The sequence below is a fragment of the Undibacterium sp. Ji49W genome (assembly GCF_049340205.1).
GTDB lineage: Bacteria > Pseudomonadota > Gammaproteobacteria > Burkholderiales > Burkholderiaceae_D > Undibacterium.
This window is the reverse complement of record NZ_JBMPOW010000003.1, coordinates 201,920-223,734: the sequence shown is the minus strand read 5'-3', so window position 1 is coordinate 223,734 and position 21,815 is coordinate 201,920. Positions and strand designations below refer to the sequence as shown.

Below are 21,815 nucleotides of genomic sequence, written 5' to 3'. Positions count from 1 at the left end.
CTCATAGCCGAGATTGTAACGCGACAAGCAGTTGTTCGTCGCCAGAAGCTGTTAAGGTAATAGATTGAAATCCTAGGGATTTCGCGGTTTCTTCAATACGGCTGTGTGGCACCAACAATTGTTGCCGTTGCATTTTTGCCACGCCATCAGGCAAGTCCAGTATATCAATATCATGCATCAGATTGCGCAATGCTTCAGAACTGGTGACAACCCACTGGTTTTCCTGTTCCAGCAAAAGCCGTAATTGCTGTGTCCTGCCCGCATCCAGTTGCGGTGCCACGCGCCGGTAAGCAGCCAGTTGTGTGACTTCGATACCGCGTGCGCGCAATGCATCTGCCAGTAATTCGCGTCCGCTTTCACCACGAACGATCAAGACTTTCTTGTCTCGCAGGGCGGCGCAGTCGAGTTCATCGAGCAAGGTTTCGGAATCCGTCTTCAGTTGATTGCGGGGCCGGATAATGGTCGCCGTCTGGTCATTCAAACCATATTCTGCCAGACGCAGGCGACTACCCTCACCCATCACCGCAATCGGGATTTCTTTTGGATACTGACTGACATGGCGAAAGAAGGCATCAATCGCATTCGGGCTGACAAAGGCCAGCAAGGCATAATCCTGCAAATGGGCGATTTCAGCGATCAAATGGCTTTCATCCGGCAAAGGCTGGATTTCGAGCAAGGGAAACAGGGCATAGTCGCGCCCCATGGCCTGCAAACGGCGCGCAAAGTCCTCTGCCTGGGCAGCGGGCCGGGTGATGATCACCGCCCCTCTGCCTTCGCCAACGCGATCAATGTGGTTCATATCGCCCATATTGTGCAGAGATGATTATTCCGTGATCTGGGCTTTGCATACCGCCAGAATGCCTTCGGCATCCTGCGCCGACAAGGCCCTTGCCAGTTCTTGCCCCAGACTCAGTGCCTGATCTGCATCACCCGACGCTTCTGCGCGTGCAATGCGGCTGCCATCCGGCGTCGCCACCATGCCGCGAATGAACATTTTGCCCTGACCGACAGTCGCAAACGCTGCCAGCGGGATTTGACAACTACCGCCAAATGCCTTGGACACCGTACGTTCTGCAGTCACCGCCTGGTCAGTTTCAGTATGGTTCAAGGCAGCCAGCATGGCTTGCAGCTCTGGACGGTTGTCCGGTATTTCTATCGCCATTGCGCCCTGGCCTGCGGCTGGCAGGCTCTGTTCCGGGTCCAGGCAGGCACGTATTCTTTCTGGCAAACCCAAACGCTTGAGACCGGCTGCAGCCAGGATAATGGCGGCATATTCGCCGCTATCAAGCTTGCGCAGGCGGGTATCCAGGTTGCCACGCAAGGGACGTATGACCAGATGCGGGAAACGTGCCGCAATCAGAGCCTGGCGTCGCAGGCTACTGGTACCTACCACGGCACCGGCAGGCAGACTGTCGAGACCGGCATAATCATTTGAGACGAATGCATCCCTTGGGTCTTCACGCTCCAGTATCGCCGCCAGGGTAAAACCCTCCGGCAAATCCATGGGTACATCCTTGAGCGAATGCACGGCCAGATCAGCACGACCTTCGGCCATGGCGATTTCCAGCTCTTTCACAAACAAGCCTTTGCCGCCGACCTTTGACAGCGCTCTGTCCAGAATCTGGTCGCCACGTGTTGTCATTCCTAGTATTTCTACCTGCCAGTCGGGATACAGGGCGATCAGGCGATCGCGTACATGTTCAGCCTGCCACATCGCCAGACGACTCTCACGTGAGGCAATAATCAATTTTTTAGCGCTAAGGTTGGTCACTGAGCTGGTCATTGAGCTGGTCAAAATAAAGCTACTTTCAACTGTGTAAAAATGAACGGCGATTTTATCATTTTGAGAAATGACTTTATAAGTAATTCAGATGACAAGATGATAGTTTTAAGTAAATTAAGGCAAAATTTGGCATGAATCAAGGATAGAAAGCAGATGAATCTGGTCAAACTTGACACATCAAGCCTGAAAACGGCATCATAGCCGCAGAAAACGCCTTGATATACATCATGCCGCTCATGATACAGCGGCATTTTTTACGCAATAACGTATACTTGGTCTCTGCGCATTTTCACGACATTATTTCAACGCATTATTTCACAGCACCAACCACCTGGATTTAGCATGCTCCCTGGCACAGAAAACAAAAAACACCTGATCTTGACTGGCGATCGCCCTACTGGCCCCCTGCACCTGGGCCATTTTGTGGGCAGCCTGCGCAACCGCGTCAAATTCCAGCATGAATATGAACAATACATCATGCTGGCCGATGCCCAGGCGTTGACAGACAATATGGAAAACCCGGCCAAGGTGCATGACAATGTCATGGAAGTGGCGCTCGATTATCTGGCTGTCGGCATAGACCCTGCCAAGTCAACGATACTGATACAGTCACAAATTCCTGAACTGACCGAACTGACCTTCTATTATCTGAATCTGGTTACGGTAGCACGCCTAGAACGCAATCCGACCATCAAACAAGAAATCGTCTTGCGCAATTTCGAACGCGACATCCCTGCCGGCTTTTTGACTTACCCGGTCAGCCAGGCTGCCGATATCAGTGCCTTCAAGGCCAGCCTGGTGCCGGTCGGCGAAGACCAGATACCGATGATAGAACAGACCAATGAAATCGTGCGTCGCTTCAACCGTCTGGCAAACAAAGATATTCTGGTGGAATGCCAGGCGCTGGTGCCTGAAATTGGCCGCCTGCCTGGTGTCGATGGCAAGGCCAAGATGAGCAAGTCACTGGGCAATGTCATCAACCTGGGTTTCACACCTGCCGAAATCAAGGCAGCGGTACGCAATGTCTACACTGACCCGCTGCATCTGCGTGTGGCTGATCCTGGCCATCTGGAAGGCAATGTTGCCTTTATCTACCTCGATGCTTTCGATGAAGACAAGGCCGGCCTGCAAGAAATGAAAGACCATTATGTACGCGGTGGCCTGGGCGACAGCATCGTCAAGGCACGTCTGGAAGGTATCTTGCAGGATTTACTGAAGCCGATACGCGAACGCCGTGAAGAATTTGCCAAAGACCGTGGCCAGGTTTTGCAAATACTGAAAGAAGGTACACGCAAGGCGCGTGAAATTGCTGCCCAAACTACCGATGAAGTCAGGGCCGCCATCGGCTTGAAACACTTCTGATCTGCGGGGGATTCGAACCCCCGACTCCCCTATTTTTACGGCGATGACTTTATGAGCGCAACTGATTTCCGACTGACACTCAGTTCCGCTCGCGCCCTGCATCTGGCCGCACAGGGTTTGTTGCATCCCCCTCCACGCAAGGCTGGCAAACAGGATGTGCTGGCCTGCATACGCAATATGTCAGCACTACAAATTGACACTATCAGCGTGGTTGCGCGCAGCCCCTATCTGGTGCTGTGGAGCCGCCTGGGCAATTATCCACATACATGGCTGCATGAATTGCTGGAAGAAGGCCATCTGTTCGAATACTGGTCGCATGAAGCCTGCTTCTTGCCGATAGAAGATTACGGCCTGTACCGGCATCAGATGGTGTCACCACAGGGTCTGGGCTGGAAATACAATCACAAGTGGCTGAAAGAAAATGCTGCGCAGGTGGAAACCGTCCGTCGGCATATCCATGCGAACGGTGCCAGCCGATCGGCAGACTTTGAACGTACCGATGGCAAAAGCGGAGGCTGGTGGGAATGGAAACCAGAAAAACGCTCGCTGGAAGTCTTGTTCACCACCGGTGAAGTAATGGTCGCCAAACGGCATAACTTCCAGCGCATTTATGACCTGCGTGAGCGCGTGCACCCCAAATGGAATGACAAAAAACATCTGAAGCCCATCCTGCATTGCGAGCGCACGCAAATCCTGCAATCAGTCCGCGCCCTGGGCATCTGCAAGGCAAACTGGATCAGCGATTATTTCCGCATGGGCAAACCCGATATCAGCAACCAGCCAGCACAACTGGTCAAAGAAGGTTTGCTGATACCTGTCACGGTTGATCAGCACGATGCCCTGTTTTATGTGCATCCGGATCGCCTGGATTTGCTGGAACAGGCAAGCGAGAATAAACTGAAAGCCACGGCAACCCGCATCCTGTCACCTTTCGACCCGATAGTCTGGGATAGAAAACGCGCCATAGACCTGTTTGATTTTGATTACAAGCTTGAATGCTATACGCCAGCGCCGAAACGGCGCTATGGCTACTTCACCCTGCCCATCTTGCGCAAGGGTACCCTGATAGGACGCATGGACGCCAAGGCTCACCGCAAGGAAGGCCTACTGGAAATCAAGGCCCTGCATCTGGAACCTGACACACGGGTTTCTCAGAGCCTGGCAAGCGACCTGGCAAAAACCTTGCGCGAATTCGCCCAATGGCATGAATGCAATGATATCCAGCTGACATGGAGCAATTCGCCAGAGTTGACTCCCTTATTACAGGCACTGATTTAAATGCATACACGATTCGTATTATTCATCGGCCTGCTGCTGGCCTGCGGCATGGCAACAGCCCTGGATGAACCAGAAAAAGTCAGCTTCCCCAGCCTGGACCAGCAAGATGGACAGACAGTCCAACTGGATGCCTTTTGGTTTCGTGCCAGCAGCAATGCTGCCACTACTGTCACTACGGCCACTAATGCCACCGTCATTGCCCTGCATGGTTGCGGTGGTCTGTACAGCATCCGCAAGGGACATGAACAGGAACTGAATGCCAGGCACAACAATATGGCCAGGTTATTACAGGAAAATGGCTACAACGTGCTGATGCCCGACAGTTTTCGTCCACGTGGCGTGAACAGCATCTGCAGCAGCACCTACAAAAGCCGTGACATCAGCACCAATAACCGTCGCCTGGATATACAGGCTGCCTTGCAATGGCTGGGCAGACAAACTACCGTTGACACAAAAAACATTGCCCTTCTGGGCTGGTCAAATGGTGGTTCTACCACCCTGAATGCCCTGAATACAGCCCACAAGGCAGCAGGCAAGGACGACATTTATCCCAGGGCTGCAGTGGCTTTTTATCCTGGTTGCCAGGGCTACCTGAAAGCACGTCCCGCTTATCGACTGGCATCCCCCTTGTTGATACTGATCGGTGCCGAAGATGACTGGACACCTGCCGCTCCCTGCGTGAGTTTTGAAAAAATGCTCGCACCCTCGCCTGTCAAGGTCAGTGTCTTTGCCGACAGTTATCACGATTTTGATGCCCCCGACCTGCCGCTACGCAAACGCATGGATGTACCGAATGGCGTGCATCCGGGACAGGGAGTGACGACAGGCAGTAATCCTGCCGCCAAAGAACTTGCTTACAAGGAAATGCTGCTATTTCTTAAACAGCAGTTGAATGCTCAATGAGCATCAATGAATAAAAATGACTGCCTGGTAATTGCTGAATAATTCATCAAATCCCTTGTTTGAAATCAAAGCCGGTGCAACAATCAGAAAGCATACTGGCTTCAGGTTCAACGATGAAAGGCAAGGGATATGTACTCCAAAATCTTGTTACCCACTGATGGCTCAGAACTGTCGCACGCGTGTGTTGCAGCAGGGCTTGAGTTTGCACAACAATTAAAGGCTGATGTTGTAGCCGTATTTGTCGCCAGCAATTATCAATACCCATTGTATGTTGATATCGTGCCACCCAATGGCCCGACTGAGGACGAATACAAGGCAGCAATGCGTGCCATGGCCGAAAGTTATCTGCAACCTGTAAGAGACGCTGCAGTCGCTGCTGGACTGCGCTACCAGGAAGTCATACAGTTCAACGATTCTACCGCCAAAGAAATCGTGCATACCGCGCAGGAATATGCATGTGACCTGATCTTCATGGGGTCCCATGGGCGAAGCGGGCTAGGACAGTTCCTGCTGGGTAGCGTTACCACCAAAGTCTTGTCTCTGTGTCAAATTCCTGTTTTAGTGCACCGTATCAAAAATCACTGACCACAGGCTAGCAGGCCTTACAGTACAATAGCGTTTTTACCTTGCCTTGGCACAACACCAGACAAGGTTCACCATGTTTAACGCCTTGTACATAAACAATGACCCGCATTCTGATTGCTGACGACCATACCATCATGCGCGAGGGCTTAAAACGCATACTGGACGGGATAGAAGATATCCAGGTCATCGGCGAAGCCGTTGATGGATTTGATACCCTGGAAAAAGTCCGCAGCATGGAATTTGACGTCTTGCTGATGGATTTGTCCATGCCAGGTCGCAGCGGTGTGGACCTGATACGCCAGATCAAGGATGAATACCCAAAACTGCCGATACTGATACTGACCATGCATGAGGAAGAACAGTATGCCGTCAGAGCCATACGCGCCGGCGCACGTGGCTATCTGACCAAGGAAAGCGCAGGCACACAACTGGTCACAGCCCTGCGCAAGGTGGCATCCGGGCGACCTTATATCAGCATAGAAGTGGCCGAACAGCTGGCCATGAGCGCCATGCCCGCCGATGACAGCCAGCCACACACCTCTCTTTCTGACCGTGAATTTGAGGTATTCAGCCATCTGGTCAAGGGCAAATCGATTACTGAAATTGGTGAGCTGCTGCATTTAAGCGTTAAAACCGTCAGCACCCACAAGACCAGAATCATGCAAAAAATGAATATGAATAATCTGTCTGACCTGGTGCAATATGCAGTTGCCCACCACCTGCTGCAACCGCAAGCCTGATTGTCCCCGCGCAGCCTGAGCTGCGCACTCCCCCGCTGCAACCTCGCCTCCCCAACTCCTCTCCCCCAACTTCGGGTCTAGGAATATTCCTACCCGTCCGGCTGTAAATCTGACACTTTGAATCAGCATTGGCTGATTTAAATCAAGGTCCATGTTCACGATAATAGAGGTTAAGCAAACACAGCAGCACTGACCACTTAACTGAACACCATGAACCTGTACATCGTAGAAGACTCAGCCCTGATTCAACAGCGCCTGATCCAATTCATAGAAGAAGTACCAGGCATGCATGTCGTCGGTGTAGCGGGCGATATCAGCCACGCATTGCAGGGCATTCTGGAAGAACATGCCGACGCCATGATTCTCGACATTCAGTTACAGGATGGTAATGGCCTGCAGTTGCTAAGGAATATCAAACAAAGTAATCCAGAAATTAAAGTTGTTGTACTGACCAACCACGCAACTGAAGACAACCGGGTACATGCCATGCGTGCAGGTGCAGATGGCTTTCTCGATAAATCTACTGATTTCGCTCTGCTTCAAGAATATCTGCTGCGCTGGCAGCAACCAGATTCAAATCATCAAATCAATTAATGTCGTTTACCTTAAGGGGAATACCATGACTACAGCAGCATTCACAACCGGAAAATCCAGTCCGTCATCCACAGCGACAAAGGGAGTATTTCCATCCGTTGCCAGTGAAGCTGGATGGCGTTGCCACGGCAACCTCTGGTCAAATCTGCATGAGGTATGTGAATTGCTGCGCATACCTGCCCCGGCAGCATCTGCTGACGAAGAACAGTTGTTCCAGCACGTGCGCTTCAAGGCTGGCCAAAGGGTGCATACTATAGGTCAGGACTTTGAAACACTGTACATCGTCAATTCCGGTTTCCTGAAAACGGTACTGATCGACGAATACGGCAATGAACAGGTATTGAGCTTTCCCATGAAAGGCGATTTGCTCGGCATTGACGGCATCCATAACCAGCATCATGCGTCCGAAGCAGTGGCACTGTCTGATTGCGACATCATCCTGCTTCCCTATAAAACCTTCTCTGCTCTTGGCCGTAGCTATGCCGAACTGGAACAAGCCATGTTCAGCGTCATGAGCCGTGAACTGGTGCGTGAGCAGTTGATGATAGGCATGCTCAGCGCGCTCAGCGCCGAAGCCAAGGTCGCACGCTTCCTGACCAATCTGGGCGAACGCTTCAGTCAACTTGGCTATTCCGGCAAATCATTCAACCTGCGCATGACCAGACATGAAATTGGCAGTTATCTGGGCCTGACACTGGAAACCGTCAGCCGTACCCTGTCAGCCTTCAATGAACTGGGTCTGATCAGTGTCGACCAGCGTCAGATCGCACTGCTGGACATTCATGCACTGAAAACCCTGCGCCGCCTGCCACCCGCAAAGGCACGCATCAAAGAAAAAGTCAGTGAAAAAGTATCGGCTCTTGTTGGCAAGAATTTATTACCACAATGGAACAAAGAGGTTGCCGTTGCTTTAAATTAGTATAAGCTTTCATTGCAGATATGCTACGTTTGTCGGCATACACAGGTGAAGATGACCGCTTGTCCGGGCTTGACGTTTTTCCACGATAGTTCAATCAAGGAGTACAGTGATGACATATAAAACCATACTGGTTCATGTAGACGAGTCAGAAAGATCCAATTTTCGCGTCAAACTGGCTGCGGAAATCGCCAGGGCTGAAGATGCACATCTGATAGGCACTGCCGTCACTGGCGTATCCCGCTTTATCTATCAGGATGGTAATATCAGTGCAAATGATCCCAATCTGACCATACACCTCAAGTACCTGCGCGAACGTGCAGAAAAGGCCGTCGACAACTTCAACAAACAGGTCGGGGCAGCGGGCCTCAATTCCTACGAAAGCATGATCGCCAACGATGAGGCCGGTGGGGGCATAGGCTTGCAGGCACGCTACAGCGATCTGTTGATCATCGGCCAGACCAATCGCGATGAACCATCGCCGTCTGTGCTGTCAGATTTTCCTGAGTACCTGATCATGAATTCTGGCCGCCCGGTACTGATCGTTCCTTATGTCGGTGATTTCACCTCGGTCGGCAAACGTCCGCTGATCGCCTGGGATGCCAGTCGTGAAGCGACCCGTGCCATCACCGATGCAATCCCGCTGTTGAAGCGCGCCGAACTGGTACAGGTTGCCGTGTTCAATGCCAAGTCTGTACCTGATGCGCATGGTGAACAGCCAGGCGGCGATATTGCCCTGTACCTGGCAAGGCACGGTATCAAGGTAGAAGTATCTGTCCACAAAACCAATACCGATATTGGCAATGCCCTGCTGTCGCTGGCGCATGACGTCGACAGTGACATGCTGGTCATGGGTGGCTATGGCCATTCACGCTTCCGTGAAATGATCATGGGCGGCGTCACCAGAACCATACTTGAAAGTATGACTGTGCCCGTGCTGATGTCACACTAAGTCAATAACAGGTGGCAGGCCTGCTTGCCACCTTGTGGACGATAGCAAGGCAAAACCATGCTTGCGGCTATCGCCCTTCCTCCCTCGTCAGACACTTCTGGCAATTAAATCAAGTCACATATCAATCAGGCGCGGATTCCGCTTTAAAATAGCGTCCATCTGTTCCACATTCCTTCTTTGTGATTTTACTCTTTCATGGCAACTGATTTTCATGGCAACTGATTATTCCCGGCTGTACCGTGCACGCTGGCTGGCCGCGCTGCTCTTGCTGATATCAATGCTGCTGTGGGCAGGACATGGCAGTCTGGCCTATGTGAAGGTCGCATCGCCGTTGCCGGTACATACACTGCTGGAAACCGTCACCGTTGTCATATTCACGTCCGTCTTTATCGTATGCTGGAATGCATTTGGCGGCGCACGTAAAAAAAGCAGTGTCATCCTGGCAGTGGCCTTTCTCTGTACCGCCATACTGGGCTGCATGCATGCCTTATCGTTTCAGGGCATGCCGGGCTTTCCGGATGCCAGCGACATGCACAAATCCCTGCTGTTCTGGATACTGTCGCGCTCATTCATCGCCACTACGCTGCTGGGCCTGGCATTGTCGCCAGAAGATTCGGATGTCAGCCCGGTACAGGCCTATCTGGTGCTGATCGCCGGCTTGCTGGCGACAGCAGGCTGGACTTACACCGTCTTCGCCTTTTCCGACCTGCTACCGCTGACCTACATCGACACGGTTGGTCAGACCTCATTCAAGATTGCCTGTGAAGCGGGCTTGATAGGCATCAATCTGATCACTGCCTACCTGTTGAATCGCGATATCAAGCAGAAACAGGGTGCAGAAAAAAACATGCAGCGACTTCAAATAGATCGCGCTTCCCTGTTTCTGGCAGCGATGCTTCTGGCGATTTCTGAAGTATATTTTGCCCTGTATGCAGACAGCAGTGATCTGTTTGTCGTCATTGGCCACGTGTTTCAACTTTTTGCAGCAATCGCCATCTATCGTGGCATGGTGGCGGTAAATATCCATACACCCTACACCAGCCTGGCAGAAACCAGCCAGAACCTGGCGCGCTCGGCAGAAGAACTGAGCTTGCAGCGTGAACGTCTGAGCCGCATGATCGATACCGCCATAGACGGCATCATTACTATCGACGACACCCAGACCATCATCCTGGCCAACCCGTCTGCTGCCACACTGTTTGGTTACGAAGTCAGTGATTTGCTGGGAACCTCACTCAATACCGTGCTACCGGAAAGACATCGCAAAGTGCATGGGGAACATGTCAGAAAATTTGGCGAAACCGGCGCCACCCGACGCCGGATGGGTGGCAACTTCGAAGATTTCTATGTCACAGGCGTGAAAGCCAACGGCGATGAATTCCCGATAGAAGCCTCAATCTCCAGCCAGTTTGAAGCCGGCAAACGTTATTACACCGTGATCTTTCGCGACATCACCGAACGCAAGGTCGCCAAAGAGAAAATGGCCTTGTACCATGATGAATTGACCCAACTCTCTGCCACCCTGCAAAGCATACGGGAAGAAGAACGCAAACATATCGCCCGCGAATTGCACGATGATCTGGGTCAGTTGCTGGCCGCCCTGCGCATGGATTTATCGCTGCTGCAACGAGACGATGTACTAAACAATAAATCTCAAAAAACCGTCAGCAGCATGGATCAGTTGTTACTGACTGCCATCACCACTCTGCGCCGTATCGCGACCGACCTGCGCCCACGTGCGCTGGATGAAGGTGGCCTGTATTTTGCGTTGCAGACCTTACAGAAAGATTTCGCCAGTCGGCACGGCATCCATTGCGAACTGGTGGCAAATGAAGAACAACTGGCACTGGACGATGCCCGCAGCACGACCATTTTCCGTATCGTCCAGGAGTCTCTGACGAATGTAGTCAGGCATGCCGATGCCACAGAAGTGGATATCAGGTTTGAAAGAAATGCGGATCTGCTGCGCTTCACCATCAGTGATAACGGCAAGGGTATGGATGCAGACGACACACGCAAGGCACGCTCATTTGGCCTGGTTGGCATGCGCGAAAGAGTCAAAGCGATGCAGGGTGAATTTACGGTTGATAGCAAGCCTGGTGAGGGCACTTGGCTGAAAATTCAGTTGCCATTGGCGGCAACATCTGACGATCTGTAACGCTTGACCATATCTGTTCAAATTGTGTTTCCGGTATAATCCGGTTTATTCAAGTATATCAAGCTTGACCTTCAGGGAAATGCCATGTCAGTTTCAGCACTCAATAGCGGCTTGTCCGGCCTCAAAGCCTATGCCAGTGCACTCGACAGTTCTGGCCATAACGTGGCCAATGCCAGTACCGCGGGCTTCGTACCGCAACAAGTCAGCTTTCAGGAACAACCCGCAGGCGGCGTCACCGCCACGATCAGCAAAGAAGGTGCCAGTCTGGCATCACAAAACCCGGCAGACAGTAGCGGCACTGACCTTGCATCAGAAATCGTGCAATCCATACAATTCAAAGCGGGATTTGATCTTTCTGCCAAGATTATCAAAACAGCAGATCAGGTACTGGGTACCCTGATTGATATCCAGGCTTGAACGTGGCGGGCTGTAACAGTTAAAAGTATTTTAAGATTCATGCCGCCGGCACCACGCACAAAAAGGCTGGCATGTTTTTCATATCAAAATACCACAAGCCCAACAAACCTACCCCCATCAGAAAACAAGCCCCTGCCAACCTGAATGCACGCATTGTGGCAGTCTTGCTGGCGCGTTGAAACACGGTTTGTGTCAATAGCAAATGCGGCAGAGCACTAAGTCCAAACAAGACCATCAGCGCAGCGCCTGACCAGGCGTCACCTGACAGCAATGAAAACGGTGCCACCCCATACAGCAAACCACAGGGCAGACAGCCCCAGCCCATGCCCATTAAAAACGGATAATCTGCCGCTTTGTTTAAAGGTGTAGTCAAGCTGTTCAGCACACGCTGCCACGCGCTCATCAATTGCTGCATGAATCGCAAATGTGGCATCAGCCCCAGCAAACGCAAGCCAAGAATAATCAATGCCAGATTGCCAATCGCAAACATCCACTGCTGTACAGGAAGAATTGGCTTGAATACCAGCCCAGCTGCGCCTATGCCACCCAGCACGGCACCCGCCAGCCCGTAAGTAAAAATGCGGCCACCGTGCAATAGCATTTGATATTGCACGCTGTAGGACCGGGTACCAACATTCGTCACCGCAACAGACTTGAAGTCGGTATTTGCGACCAAGGCAATCGGAATGACTTTTTTTGCCCCATTTTTACCGCGCTTTTGCCCAGCCTGGGTCAGCAACATGGATATTCCACCACACATGCCAGCACAATGTATGCCGCCCAGTGCTCCGGCAGTCAGTACGGCAATCACCAAGGGCAGGGTTAGCATGTCAGATCAGTTTTGAATAACTGGCGGTGGTCTGGCGCGTCAGATAGTGATCGAATGCCATGCCAACGGCACGTACAAACAAACGGCCCCTGGCTTCGACAGTGATGGCGCTGGCGCTCAGATTGATCATTTTTTCCTGTGCATAGTCGGTCAGCTGCGCCAGTTCATCTGCGAAATATTCTGCGAAAGAAATCCCGTATTGCCGTTCCAGCGCACCAAAGTCAACGGTACTGCTACACATCAGGCTCATGATGATTTGCCGGCGCAATAAATCATCCATGCTCAGATCAATCCCCTTTTCCACCGGCAGTTCACCCTTGTCGAGACAGGCATAATATTCATCCAGCGTACGCAGGTTTTGTACATAGGATGGGCCGATCTTGCCTATCGATGACAGGCCCAGCCCGATCAGGTCACAATCAGAACGCGTGGTATAGCCCTGGAAATTTCTGTGCAGGCTGCCATCGGCCATCGCCCTGGCCAAACTGTCATCCGGCTTGGCAAAATGATCAAGCCCGATATATACATATCCCTCAGCCTGCAAGCGACGCAGGGACATCAAAAAAATCTGCAAGCGCTGCTCGGCCGATGGCAAATCTGCTTCGGCGATACGGCGCTGCGGTTTGAAACGGGTGGGCAAATGGGCATAGTTGTAAAGTGCTATACGGTCTGGCGACAATGCGATGACCTGATCCAGCGTTTCAGAAAAACTGTCCAGATTTTGTTTCGGCAAACCATAAATCAAGTCAAAATTGATCGACTGGAAACCGGCTGCCCTGCTGGCCTGCACGGTATTGTCCACCAGTTCAAAGGTCTGCAGGCGGTGGATCGCTTTTTGTACATCAGGATTAAAATCCTGCACCCCCAGGCTGGTGCGATTGAAACCCAGTTCGGCCAGCACTTGCAAGGTAGTCGCGTCAACGGTACGCGGATCGATTTCTATAGAAATTTCAGCATCCTCAGCAAAATCAAAATGCGCCCGCAGCATTTGCATCAAATGACGCATTTCTTCATGACTGAGAAAGGTCGGTGTACCGCCACCAAGGTGTAATTGACTCAGCACTTCCCGGTCATGCAGGTGTGCCGTCACCAGCTTCAATTCTTTTTCCAGATACTCCAGGTATTTGGCCGAACGCCCATGGTCCTTGGTGATGACCTTATTGCATGCACAGTAATAACAAAGCGAAGCGCAAAAGGGAATATGGATGTAAAGTGACAGCGGAGGTTTAGTAGCAAGACGGCTGCGTTCCTTTAAATACCGGATATAGGATACTGCATTGAAACCGGCATGAAACCTGTCTGCTGTCGGGTAAGATGTGTATCGTGGGCCCAGCTTGTCGAAACGGCGTATCAAATCTTCGGGAATCTCTGGCAAAGAAAAACCGGCTGGTTCATTCATTTTCATGGTTGTCTCGATTAATGTGCCTTCTGCACAAGTAAAGCGGTCAAACCACTAGACAGAATTCCGAGCAACCAGAAAGCAAAAAAGCCAACTGTGTACACACCTGACTCGTGCATTTGCAAACGATGATCCAATATGATCAGTTCCATCGGATCAACCAGACTGAAAAACAATCCAGTCGCTGCACAAGCCATCAAAAAAGCTGGCCACAACACGATCATCAACATCGGTCGTAACAGCGGTTTATTGTGGCTATTATTGTGTTGTTCCAATTCTGTCCCCTTCTAGTGATTATTCAGCTTAACGTCAATAAAGCTTTAGGGATACAGGCTTATTTTGACGCATGTAACTGCACTGGCTTTTGTTCTGGGTCAAACCAGTCACCGGTCATGCGCCAGTCACTGGTTTCAAGTTTGAGATGAAACAATTTTACCGAACCCGCCGTAAAATTAGACAGCGTTTTCATGTCCCCTTCATAATTGCCGGGACTGGTTTGCTTCAAAGGCAAGCGACGTATCACTTCGGTGACAGTATTGCCACCGATTGCAGCATTGGCCAGGCTCAGTTGTATGGTATCGGGCAGCGGTCCTTTGCCAGTAAGCTGTAATTGCATTTTACCGATCAAAAAATCCGCTTTTATACTGGCTTGCAGTTGCAGTTCTCTGGCTTTGGCATCACGTTGTATATCTTTGTTGATCATCAGGCCCTGCTTGTAATAATCTTCGGCAACGACCTTGTCAGCGCCGCGCATTGCGATATAGCCGGTAATCAGGCTGGCGCACACCACGACGGCAGGTCCACCAGCCACCAGCAGCAGCCATGGCTCTTTATACCAGGCATCGCGCTGGGTTTTAGGGGGCATTAAAGCGGCGTCCATGAACTTCTCCTATCGTGGAACAATAAATACAGCTTTTTCGGTAACATTGATTTCGGGCGCATCCAGATCCTTTACGACGAAGCGTATGCGGTTGGAACCTGCTTCCAGCACCTTCGCAGGGACGCGCACCCGGATGGGGAAAGCCTTGGTCGTTGCGGCCCCCATATCAATATCAACATTATTCAGGATGACAGCACCGGCAGCACCCTTCACTTCTACGCTGTAGCGGCGTGGTGATTCTTGCGTATTCATTACTTGCAGGCGGTAGACATTTTCTATCGCGCCGGTTTCAGTAATTTTTGGCATACCACGATCGCGCAGCACATCCACTTTCAAAGGCATATGCATCGCCAGCGAAACAGCAGCCAGCAAGATGATCAGGCCAAGTATGCCGCCATAAATCAGGGTACGCATGCGGAACACCCGCTTCCACATGGCCTTGTCATCAAGTTTCTCGGTCAATGCATGTTCAGTGGTATAGCGTATAAGTCCACGCGCATAGCCCATTTTATCCATGACCTGATCACAACCATCAATGCAGGCACCACAGGCAATGCATTCATATTGCAAGCCATCGCGGATATCAATTCCGGTCGGGCAGACCTGCACGCAAATGCCGCAATCAACACAGTCCCCAAGGCCTGCTGCCTTGTAATCGACCTTCTTGTTCCTAGACCCACGCGGATCACCACGGGCTGTGTCGTAGGTGACGATCAGCGTGTCCTTGTCAAACATGGCACTCTGGAAGCGCGCATACGGACACATGTATTTGCATACCTGTTCACGCATCCAGCCAGCGTTGCCGTAAGTGGCAAAACCATAAAACAGGAACCAGAACGTTTCCCATGGTCCCAGCGTAAAATTACCCAACTCAATTGCCAGGTCGCGTATTGGCGTGAAATAGCCAACAAAGGTAAACCCTGTCCACAGGGCCAGGGTAATCCAGAGAAAATGCTTGACGAATTTAAGTGAAAACTTTCGCGCCGACATCGGCGATGCATCCAGCTTGATCCTGGCATTGCGCTCGCCTTCAATCTTTGCCTCTATCCACAGAAATATCTCGGTATACACTGTTTGGGGACAGGCATAACCGCAGAACAGGCGCCCTGCCACCGCAGTGAACAAAAACAGGCTGAGTGCAGAAATCACCAGCAAAATAGCCAGATAAATAAAATCCTGCGGCCACAGGACCAAACCAAAAATATAAAACTTGCGTGCTACAAGATCGAACAGTACAGCCTGTCTGTCATTCCAGTTCAGCCAGGCCGTACCATAAAACAGTATCTGGGTAAAAAATACCAACACCCAGCGCCAGGAAGAGAACCAGCCTTTCTGCGCACGCGGATAAATTTTCCGACGCTCTTCAAACAAAGCCAGTTCGGCTTCTTCTATCGGTACCGGGATGATGGGTATATGCTTCATTGTGATTCTATTTTTTAATCCAGTTTCCTGTTTGACTCAGTACAGAGTTAATTGCACGTCTTATTTGCCTGACGAAGCAGCATCAGATGCGGCGGCTGGTGCTGGTGCTGGTACTGGTGCTGGTGCAGAGGTAGTGGCAATTTGCTGAATAGTTCCAGTATCTGCACTACTGACCTGCGCTGTCACACCGTTATTAGACAAACCCCATACATAGGCGGCCAACAGATGTATCTTGCCTTCGCTCAACAAGGTTTTATGGGCAGGCATCTGGTTGTTACGACCTTTGTTGATGGTTTCCATCACCGTTTCAATACCGCCGCCATACAGCCAGACCTTATCTGTCAGATTAGGCGCACCCAGGGCCTGATTTCCCTTGCCGTTACCACCATGGCAGGCTGCACAGGCAGCAAACTTGGCTTTGCCGATTGCTGCCTTGATCGGATCATGAGCAGACTCCGACAAGCTCAACACATAATTAGCCACATTACGTACATCATCATCCGTACCCAATGCAGCACCCATAGGTGGCATCTGACCATGGCGACCTTCACGTATAGTAGTCAGGATAGTCTGTGGATCGCCACCATACAACCAGTCAGTATCAGTCAGGTTAGGATAGCCCTTGCCACCCTGGGCATCAGAACCATGACATTGCGCGCAGGTATTGAGGAACAGGCGCTGACCAATTTCTCTGGCTTGCGGATCTTTGGCAACTTCTTTGATATCCATGGCCAGGTATTTGTTGAAGATCGGACCATACTGCGCCTCGCCATCCTTCATTTCCTTTTCATAGGCACCGGCCTGGCTCCAGCCAAACGTGCCCTGCCATTTACCAAAACCAGGGTACACCACCAGGTAGCCGGCACTGTAAATAACCGTCAGGTAGAACAACCACATCCACCATTTTGGCAATGGATTATTCTGTTCCATCAGATCACCGTCCCAGACGTGGCCAGTGGTTTCTGCTGGCAAGGGCTTGCCATCACTACCGACTTTGACCTTGACCTTGGATTGCGACCACAACAGCAAGACGCAGGCAAGCATGGACAGGGCAACAATTATGGCGATCCCTGTACTCCACCATTCGCTAAAAAAATCTGCCATGGCTAATTTCCATTCTCATTATCAATTGGCAAGCGCGCCAGTTTTTCGAATTTTTCCTTGTTACCGGAACTAAAAGCCCAGTAAATAATTCCCAGAAAAACGATAAGGCTGATGACTGTCACCACGCTGCTCAGTATTGTGAAATTCATGTTATTTCTCCCCGAAAGGCTGAACCGCGAGGGTTCAGCTTTCCTGTATCAATTCTTGTTCTTGATGGCTGTACCCAGTACTTGCAGATAGGCAATCAGCGCGTCCTGTTCGGTCTTGTTGGCCAATTCAGCAGGACCCGCCTTGATCTGCTCTTCTGTGTATGGAACACCCAGGGTTTTCATCGCCTGCAGTTTGGGCGTAATGGAAAGCGGGTCAAGCTGGGTCTTGGCCAGCCATGGATAGGCCGGCATATTCGATTCCACCACCACCGAACGCGGATCGTTCAAATGATCCTTATGCCAGTTGTCGCTATAGCGACCGCCTACGCGTGCCAGATCAGGACCCGTACGCTTGCTGCCCCATTGAAAAGGATGGTCATACACAGACTCACCCGCAACGGAATAGTGACCATAGCGTTCGGTTTCGGCACGGAACGGACGTATCATTTGTGAATGGCAGCCATAGCAGCCTTCACGCAGGTAGATATCCCTGCCGGCAAGTTGCAGCGGCGTGTACGGCAGCATACCCTGAACTGGCTGCGTGGTGGATTTCTGAAAGAACAGCGGAACGATTTCCACCAGGCCACCCAGACTGATGGTCAGAATCACCAGCACCAGCAACAGACCCACGTTACGCTCAATCAGATCATGAGTAAAATTACGCATCAAATTTCTCCTTTGATTTCTCTGCTATCTCTGATTTATGCATGGGCCGCAGCAGCAGGCAATGCAGGAATCGCGTTATTGATGGGTTTGGCAGCCATGAGCGTTTTTGCGACGTTGTAGGCCATGACCAGCATGCCACTCAGATACAGCAAACCACCAAGCATACGTATCACATAGTAGGGATAGGTTGCTTTCACGGTTTCGACAAAGGAGTACGTCAGGGTGCCATCCTCATTCACGGCACGCCACATCAGGCCCTGCATGACGCCAGCAATCCACATGGATGCGATATACAGAACCACACCGATAGTCGCTACCCAGAAATGCACTTCGATCAGGCGTTTGCTATACATCTGGGTCTGACCAAACAAACGTGGGATCAGGTAATACAGACTGCCGATGGTAATGAAACCTACCCAGCCCAGTGCGCCGGAGTGAACGTGACCAACTGTCCAGTCAGTGTAGTGCGAAAGCGCATTCACGGTCTTGATCGCCATCATCGGGCCTTCAAATGTAGACATGCCGTAGAAGGACAGTGACACGATCAGGAAACGCAGGATAGGGTCAGAACGCAGCTTGCTCCAGGCACCCGACAGCGTCATGATGCCGTTGACCATACCACCCCAGGATGGAGCCAGCAAAATCAGTGAGAACAACATGCCTATCGATTGCGCCCAGTCAGGCAAGGCGGTGTAATGCAAATGATGCGGACCCGCCCACATGTAGGTGAAAATCAGAGCCCAGAAGTGAACGATGGACAACCGGTAAGAATAGACAGGACGTTCAATCTGTTTCGGGATGAAGTAATACATCATCCCCAGAAAGCCTGCTGTCAGGAAGAAACCTACGGCATTATGCCCGTACCACCATTGCACCATCGCATCCTGCACACCTGAATAGGCGGAATAGGATTTCATGAAAGACACAGGGATGGCAGCGCTGTTGACGATATGCAGCAACGCAACCGCAATAATAAAGGCACCGTAAAACCAGTTAGCCACATAAATGTGTTCTACCTTGCGTTTGACCAGGGTACCAAAGAAGACCACGGCATATGCCACCCACACCACAGCGATCAACAGATCGATAGGCCATTCCAGTTCAGCATATTCTTTACCCTGGGTATAACCCATAGGCAGGCTGATGGCTGCAGCAACGATGACCAGTTGCCAGCCCCAGAAAGTGAATTCAGCCAGGCCGTCAGAAAACAGGCGCACATTTGATGTGCGCTGGACGACATAGTAGGAGGTTGCAAACAAGGCACAACCACCAAAGGCAAAGATCACGGCATTGGTATGAAGGGGGCGCAAGCGACCATAGCTGAGCCACGGTATCCCCCCGAGAAATTCCGGCCAGGCAAGTTGAGTTGCAATCACCACGCCCACGAGCATGCCGACTATTCCCCATACCACTGCCATGACAGAAAATTGCCGTACAACCCGATAGTTGTATGTGTTTTCTTTAGTTATCGTCATGATCTCACTCTGTTGTAAAAATACACTGCAAGAATAACAATCGCACTGCCGGGCTACATTGATTCAAATCAAAAGTTGCCGGATTCAAATACGATTACGCGGGAAAGACAACACATGTCAGCATAGATAAAATTATATGAAATACAAAAAAAAGACACCCGAAGGTGTCTTTTTTTCTATTCTGCTAAAAATGCTACAAAATACGTCAGGCCATGCGCTTATTCGCTTATTGCGCCGTTGGTGCAGCAGGTGCAACCAGGGCTGCCTTATTCACTGTGACCTTGGCTTTTTGCTTCAGGACGTCGATGTAAGAATACAGATTTTGCTGCGCCAGTATATTCGCCTGCTGCTGCGCTTCCGCAGCGCGTCGTGCTGGGTCAGGTGTACCAGCGCTGACCTTGGAGATACGGAATACGATGTAACCGGCATCACCCAGACTGGTACCAACAAAGGCTGGCAGTTTGCTGGTATCAGCACGCATCAGATCAACGAAAGCAACATCTGGAATATCCTGATTTTTCAGACGTGATACCACTTTGGATTCAGTAAATCCGGCGGTGGAATCAGCAAGCTTCAAAGCTGCAAGTTTTTCCTTGCCTTCTTTTTCAGCCAGTGCAGCGGCTTCTTTGTGCGTGACCTGGGCCACGATGGATGCCTTTACTTCTTCAAACGGACGCCTGGATGCTGCCTTGTATTCCACGATGCGACCAGCTATCAAAGTATTTGGAGCCACCTCCACTGCTTCCGTATTGTGCTTTTTCTTCACGACGTCATCAGCAAAAATCGCTTTCAAAAACTTGGCGTTATTGGTTTCCACCGTCGCTGGAACACCAGGCTTGCTCTGACGTGTCAAACCGTTTACCGTTTCTATCTTCAGCTTCAGTTTTTCTGCAACTGGCTTCAGGCTGTCTGGCTGTTCATAGACCAGATTACCAAAGGCTTCAGCAGCTTCGGCATAGGCTTTGACTGCTTTCTGTTTTTTGATGTCAGCCGTGATTTGCGGTTTGACTTCATCCAGTGTTTTGATCGCAGCTGGCTTGATGCCAGTCACCATGATGATGTGGTAACCAAAGTCGGTCTGCACCGGCTCGCTGATTTCGCCCTGCTTCAGTTTGAATGCTGTTTCATCAAACTGCTTGACCATGGCACCGTGACCAAAAAAGTCCAGATCTCCACCTTTTTCGGCAGAACCAGGATCCTGGGAATTTTCTTTCGCCAGTTTGGCAAAGTCTTCCGGCTTTTTACGCAGTTGCGCCAGAATGCCATCGATCTTTTCTTTCGCCTTGGCTTTGTCAGCACTGCTGCTGTCCTTGCCTGCTGCAATCAGAATATGGCTGGCACGGCGCTGCTCATCTGTACCGTAGAGTTTCTTGTTTTGCTCATAGTAAGACTGCACATCAGCATCAGATACCGTTACCTGTGCTGCCAGTGCCTCACTGTTCAGAATCACATACTCAGCATTGATCTGTTCAGGGATTTCATACTGCGCAGCATTCTTGTCGTAATAAGCCTTCAACATGTCGTCGGTGATTTTGACACGGGATGCGAAATCATCACTCTTCAACATCATTGCCTGCACTTCACGTTCCTGCTCATTGATAGCTGACAGGCGCTCGGTAACGGCTTTAGGTACGAAAGCACTGCCTTGCACGGCACTCAGCAATTGCTGCAAGGTCATGTCCTGACGCAGACGCTGCTCATAGCCGGCCGGGCTCAAACCCTGTGCCGCCAGCAAGCTCTTGTAGCGTTCGGTATCAAAAGTGCCATCCGCCTTGGTCAGGCCGGATTCTTTCAAAATCGTCTGCTGCAGGGTCGCATCAGAAATCATGAGCTTCTTACGCACCACCTCGGCAGTCATCGCCTTGCGGGCAATCAACTCGTCAAGGATGTTTTGCTTGGCTTCAGGCGTGCTCAGCAATTTGGAATCAAACTGCGGGCCATACATCTGACGCAAACGGTCGAGTTGGTCACGCGTTGCCTGATCCAGTTCCGATTGTGTGATGGAGGTACCGGCAACGGTCGCAACGGCAGTATCACCACCACGCGAACGGGTATAACTTTCTATGCCAAAAAATGCAAAGGAAGGAAAAATAATCAGCAGCAAAAGAAATTGCATCAACCGCTGATGGGTACGAATATATTCAAACATGTTCAACCGATCACATGGCTAAGTATGACAAAACGCTCACGAATACAAAAAAAG

Annotated in this window: 22 protein-coding genes; 10 read left to right on the top strand and 12 right to left on the bottom strand. The window is 51.0% G+C overall.

The features are described from left to right. Window position 1 precedes the first annotated feature (1 nt). A complete protein-coding gene (locus tag ACO0LK_RS05235; RefSeq protein ID WP_422972849.1) occupies window positions 2–799 on the bottom strand; it encodes a uroporphyrinogen-III synthase in 798 nt (265 codons plus the stop codon). 24 nt (window positions 800–823) lie between these two features. Continuing rightward, window positions 824–1,783, bottom strand: coding sequence for a hydroxymethylbilane synthase (gene hemC, locus ACO0LK_RS05230; protein WP_422972847.1), 960 nt, complete (start codon window positions 1,781–1,783; stop codon window positions 824–826). A 342-nt stretch (window positions 1,784–2,125) separates the two neighbouring features. On the opposite strand from hemC, the gene trpS reads away from it, so the two are divergent. The 10 genes from trpS to ACO0LK_RS05180 all read left to right on the top strand — a co-directional run bounded on the left by trpS (window position 2,126) and on the right by ACO0LK_RS05180 (window position 11,688). Next, window positions 2,126–3,145, top strand: a complete 1,020-nt coding sequence (trpS, locus tag ACO0LK_RS05225) for a tryptophan--tRNA ligase (RefSeq protein WP_422972845.1) — start codon at window positions 2,126–2,128, stop codon at window positions 3,143–3,145. A 51-nt stretch (window positions 3,146–3,196) separates the two neighbouring features. Next, window positions 3,197–4,423 (top strand): winged helix-turn-helix domain-containing protein, encoded by a 1,227-nt coding sequence (locus ACO0LK_RS05220; protein WP_422972843.1) that lies wholly within the window; start codon window positions 3,197–3,199, stop codon window positions 4,421–4,423. Next, complete coding sequence (locus ACO0LK_RS05215) at window positions 4,424–5,326, top strand: dienelactone hydrolase family protein (protein ID WP_422972841.1); 903 nt, start codon at window positions 4,424–4,426, stop codon at window positions 5,324–5,326. A 129-nt stretch (window positions 5,327–5,455) separates the two neighbouring features. Next, on the top strand, window positions 5,456–5,911 hold the full coding sequence (locus ACO0LK_RS05210) for a universal stress protein (protein WP_422972839.1): 456 nt from the start codon (window positions 5,456–5,458) through the stop codon (window positions 5,909–5,911). Between the two features lie 98 nt (window positions 5,912–6,009). Continuing rightward, complete coding sequence (locus ACO0LK_RS05205) at window positions 6,010–6,651, top strand: response regulator (RefSeq protein ID WP_422972837.1); 642 nt, start codon at window positions 6,010–6,012, stop codon at window positions 6,649–6,651. Between the two features lie 210 nt (window positions 6,652–6,861). Continuing rightward, entirely contained in the window at window positions 6,862–7,245 is a 384-nt protein-coding gene (locus tag ACO0LK_RS05200; RefSeq protein WP_422972835.1) for a response regulator, read from the top strand. 25 nt (window positions 7,246–7,270) lie between these two features. Continuing rightward, on the top strand, window positions 7,271–8,164 hold the full coding sequence (locus ACO0LK_RS05195) for a helix-turn-helix domain-containing protein (RefSeq protein WP_422972833.1): 894 nt from the start codon (window positions 7,271–7,273) through the stop codon (window positions 8,162–8,164). A 109-nt stretch (window positions 8,165–8,273) separates the two neighbouring features. After that, window positions 8,274–9,113, top strand: a complete 840-nt coding sequence (locus ACO0LK_RS05190) for a universal stress protein (RefSeq protein WP_422972831.1) — start codon at window positions 8,274–8,276, stop codon at window positions 9,111–9,113. Between the two features lie 211 nt (window positions 9,114–9,324). Next, complete coding sequence (locus ACO0LK_RS05185) at window positions 9,325–11,271, top strand: MASE3 domain-containing protein (protein WP_422972829.1); 1,947 nt, start codon at window positions 9,325–9,327, stop codon at window positions 11,269–11,271. 84 nt (window positions 11,272–11,355) lie between these two features. Beyond that, window positions 11,356–11,688 (top strand): flagellar basal body rod C-terminal domain-containing protein, encoded by a 333-nt coding sequence (locus ACO0LK_RS05180; protein ID WP_422972827.1) that lies wholly within the window; start codon window positions 11,356–11,358, stop codon window positions 11,686–11,688. Between the two features lie 37 nt (window positions 11,689–11,725). Here ACO0LK_RS05180 and ACO0LK_RS05175 read toward each other — a convergent pair whose 3' ends face one another. From ACO0LK_RS05175 to ACO0LK_RS05130, 10 genes are all read right to left on the bottom strand, one after another. Next, the gene (locus ACO0LK_RS05175) at window positions 11,726–12,517 is read right to left on the bottom strand and encodes a sulfite exporter TauE/SafE family protein (RefSeq protein WP_422972825.1); all 792 of its coding nucleotides are present in this window, start codon (window positions 12,515–12,517) and stop codon (window positions 11,726–11,728) included. A gap of 1 nt (window position 12,518) precedes the next feature. Next, window positions 12,519–13,922, bottom strand: coding sequence for an oxygen-independent coproporphyrinogen III oxidase (hemN, locus tag ACO0LK_RS05170; RefSeq protein ID WP_422972823.1), 1,404 nt, complete (start codon window positions 13,920–13,922; stop codon window positions 12,519–12,521). An 11-nt stretch (window positions 13,923–13,933) separates the two neighbouring features. Next, window positions 13,934–14,191: a hypothetical protein gene (locus ACO0LK_RS05165; protein WP_422972821.1), complete on the bottom strand. Its 258-nt coding sequence runs from the start codon at window positions 14,189–14,191 to the stop codon at window positions 13,934–13,936. A gap of 59 nt (window positions 14,192–14,250) precedes the next feature. Next, the gene (locus tag ACO0LK_RS05160) at window positions 14,251–14,796 is read right to left on the bottom strand and encodes a FixH family protein (RefSeq protein ID WP_422972819.1); all 546 of its coding nucleotides are present in this window, start codon (window positions 14,794–14,796) and stop codon (window positions 14,251–14,253) included. Between the two features lie 9 nt (window positions 14,797–14,805). Further along, window positions 14,806–16,218, bottom strand: a complete 1,413-nt coding sequence (gene ccoG / locus ACO0LK_RS05155; RefSeq protein ID WP_422972817.1) for a cytochrome c oxidase accessory protein CcoG — start codon at window positions 16,216–16,218, stop codon at window positions 14,806–14,808. A gap of 60 nt (window positions 16,219–16,278) precedes the next feature. Beyond that, the gene (gene ccoP, locus ACO0LK_RS05150; RefSeq protein WP_422972815.1) at window positions 16,279–17,322 is read right to left on the bottom strand and encodes a cytochrome-c oxidase, cbb3-type subunit III; all 1,044 of its coding nucleotides are present in this window, start codon (window positions 17,320–17,322) and stop codon (window positions 16,279–16,281) included. Window positions 17,323–17,324: 2 nt separating this feature from the next. Further along, entirely contained in the window at window positions 17,325–17,471 is a 147-nt protein-coding gene (locus tag ACO0LK_RS05145) for a cbb3-type cytochrome oxidase subunit 3 (RefSeq protein WP_422972813.1), read from the bottom strand. A 48-nt stretch (window positions 17,472–17,519) separates the two neighbouring features. After that, window positions 17,520–18,137, bottom strand: a complete 618-nt coding sequence (gene ccoO / locus ACO0LK_RS05140; RefSeq protein WP_422972811.1) for a cytochrome-c oxidase, cbb3-type subunit II — start codon at window positions 18,135–18,137, stop codon at window positions 17,520–17,522. Window positions 18,138–18,172: 35 nt separating this feature from the next. After that, a complete protein-coding gene (ccoN, locus tag ACO0LK_RS05135; protein WP_422972809.1) occupies window positions 18,173–19,612 on the bottom strand; it encodes a cytochrome-c oxidase, cbb3-type subunit I in 1,440 nt (479 codons plus the stop codon). A 226-nt stretch (window positions 19,613–19,838) separates the two neighbouring features. After that, window positions 19,839–21,761 (bottom strand): SurA N-terminal domain-containing protein, encoded by a 1,923-nt coding sequence (locus ACO0LK_RS05130; RefSeq protein WP_422972807.1) that lies wholly within the window; start codon window positions 21,759–21,761, stop codon window positions 19,839–19,841. Window positions 21,762–21,815 lie beyond the last annotated feature (54 nt).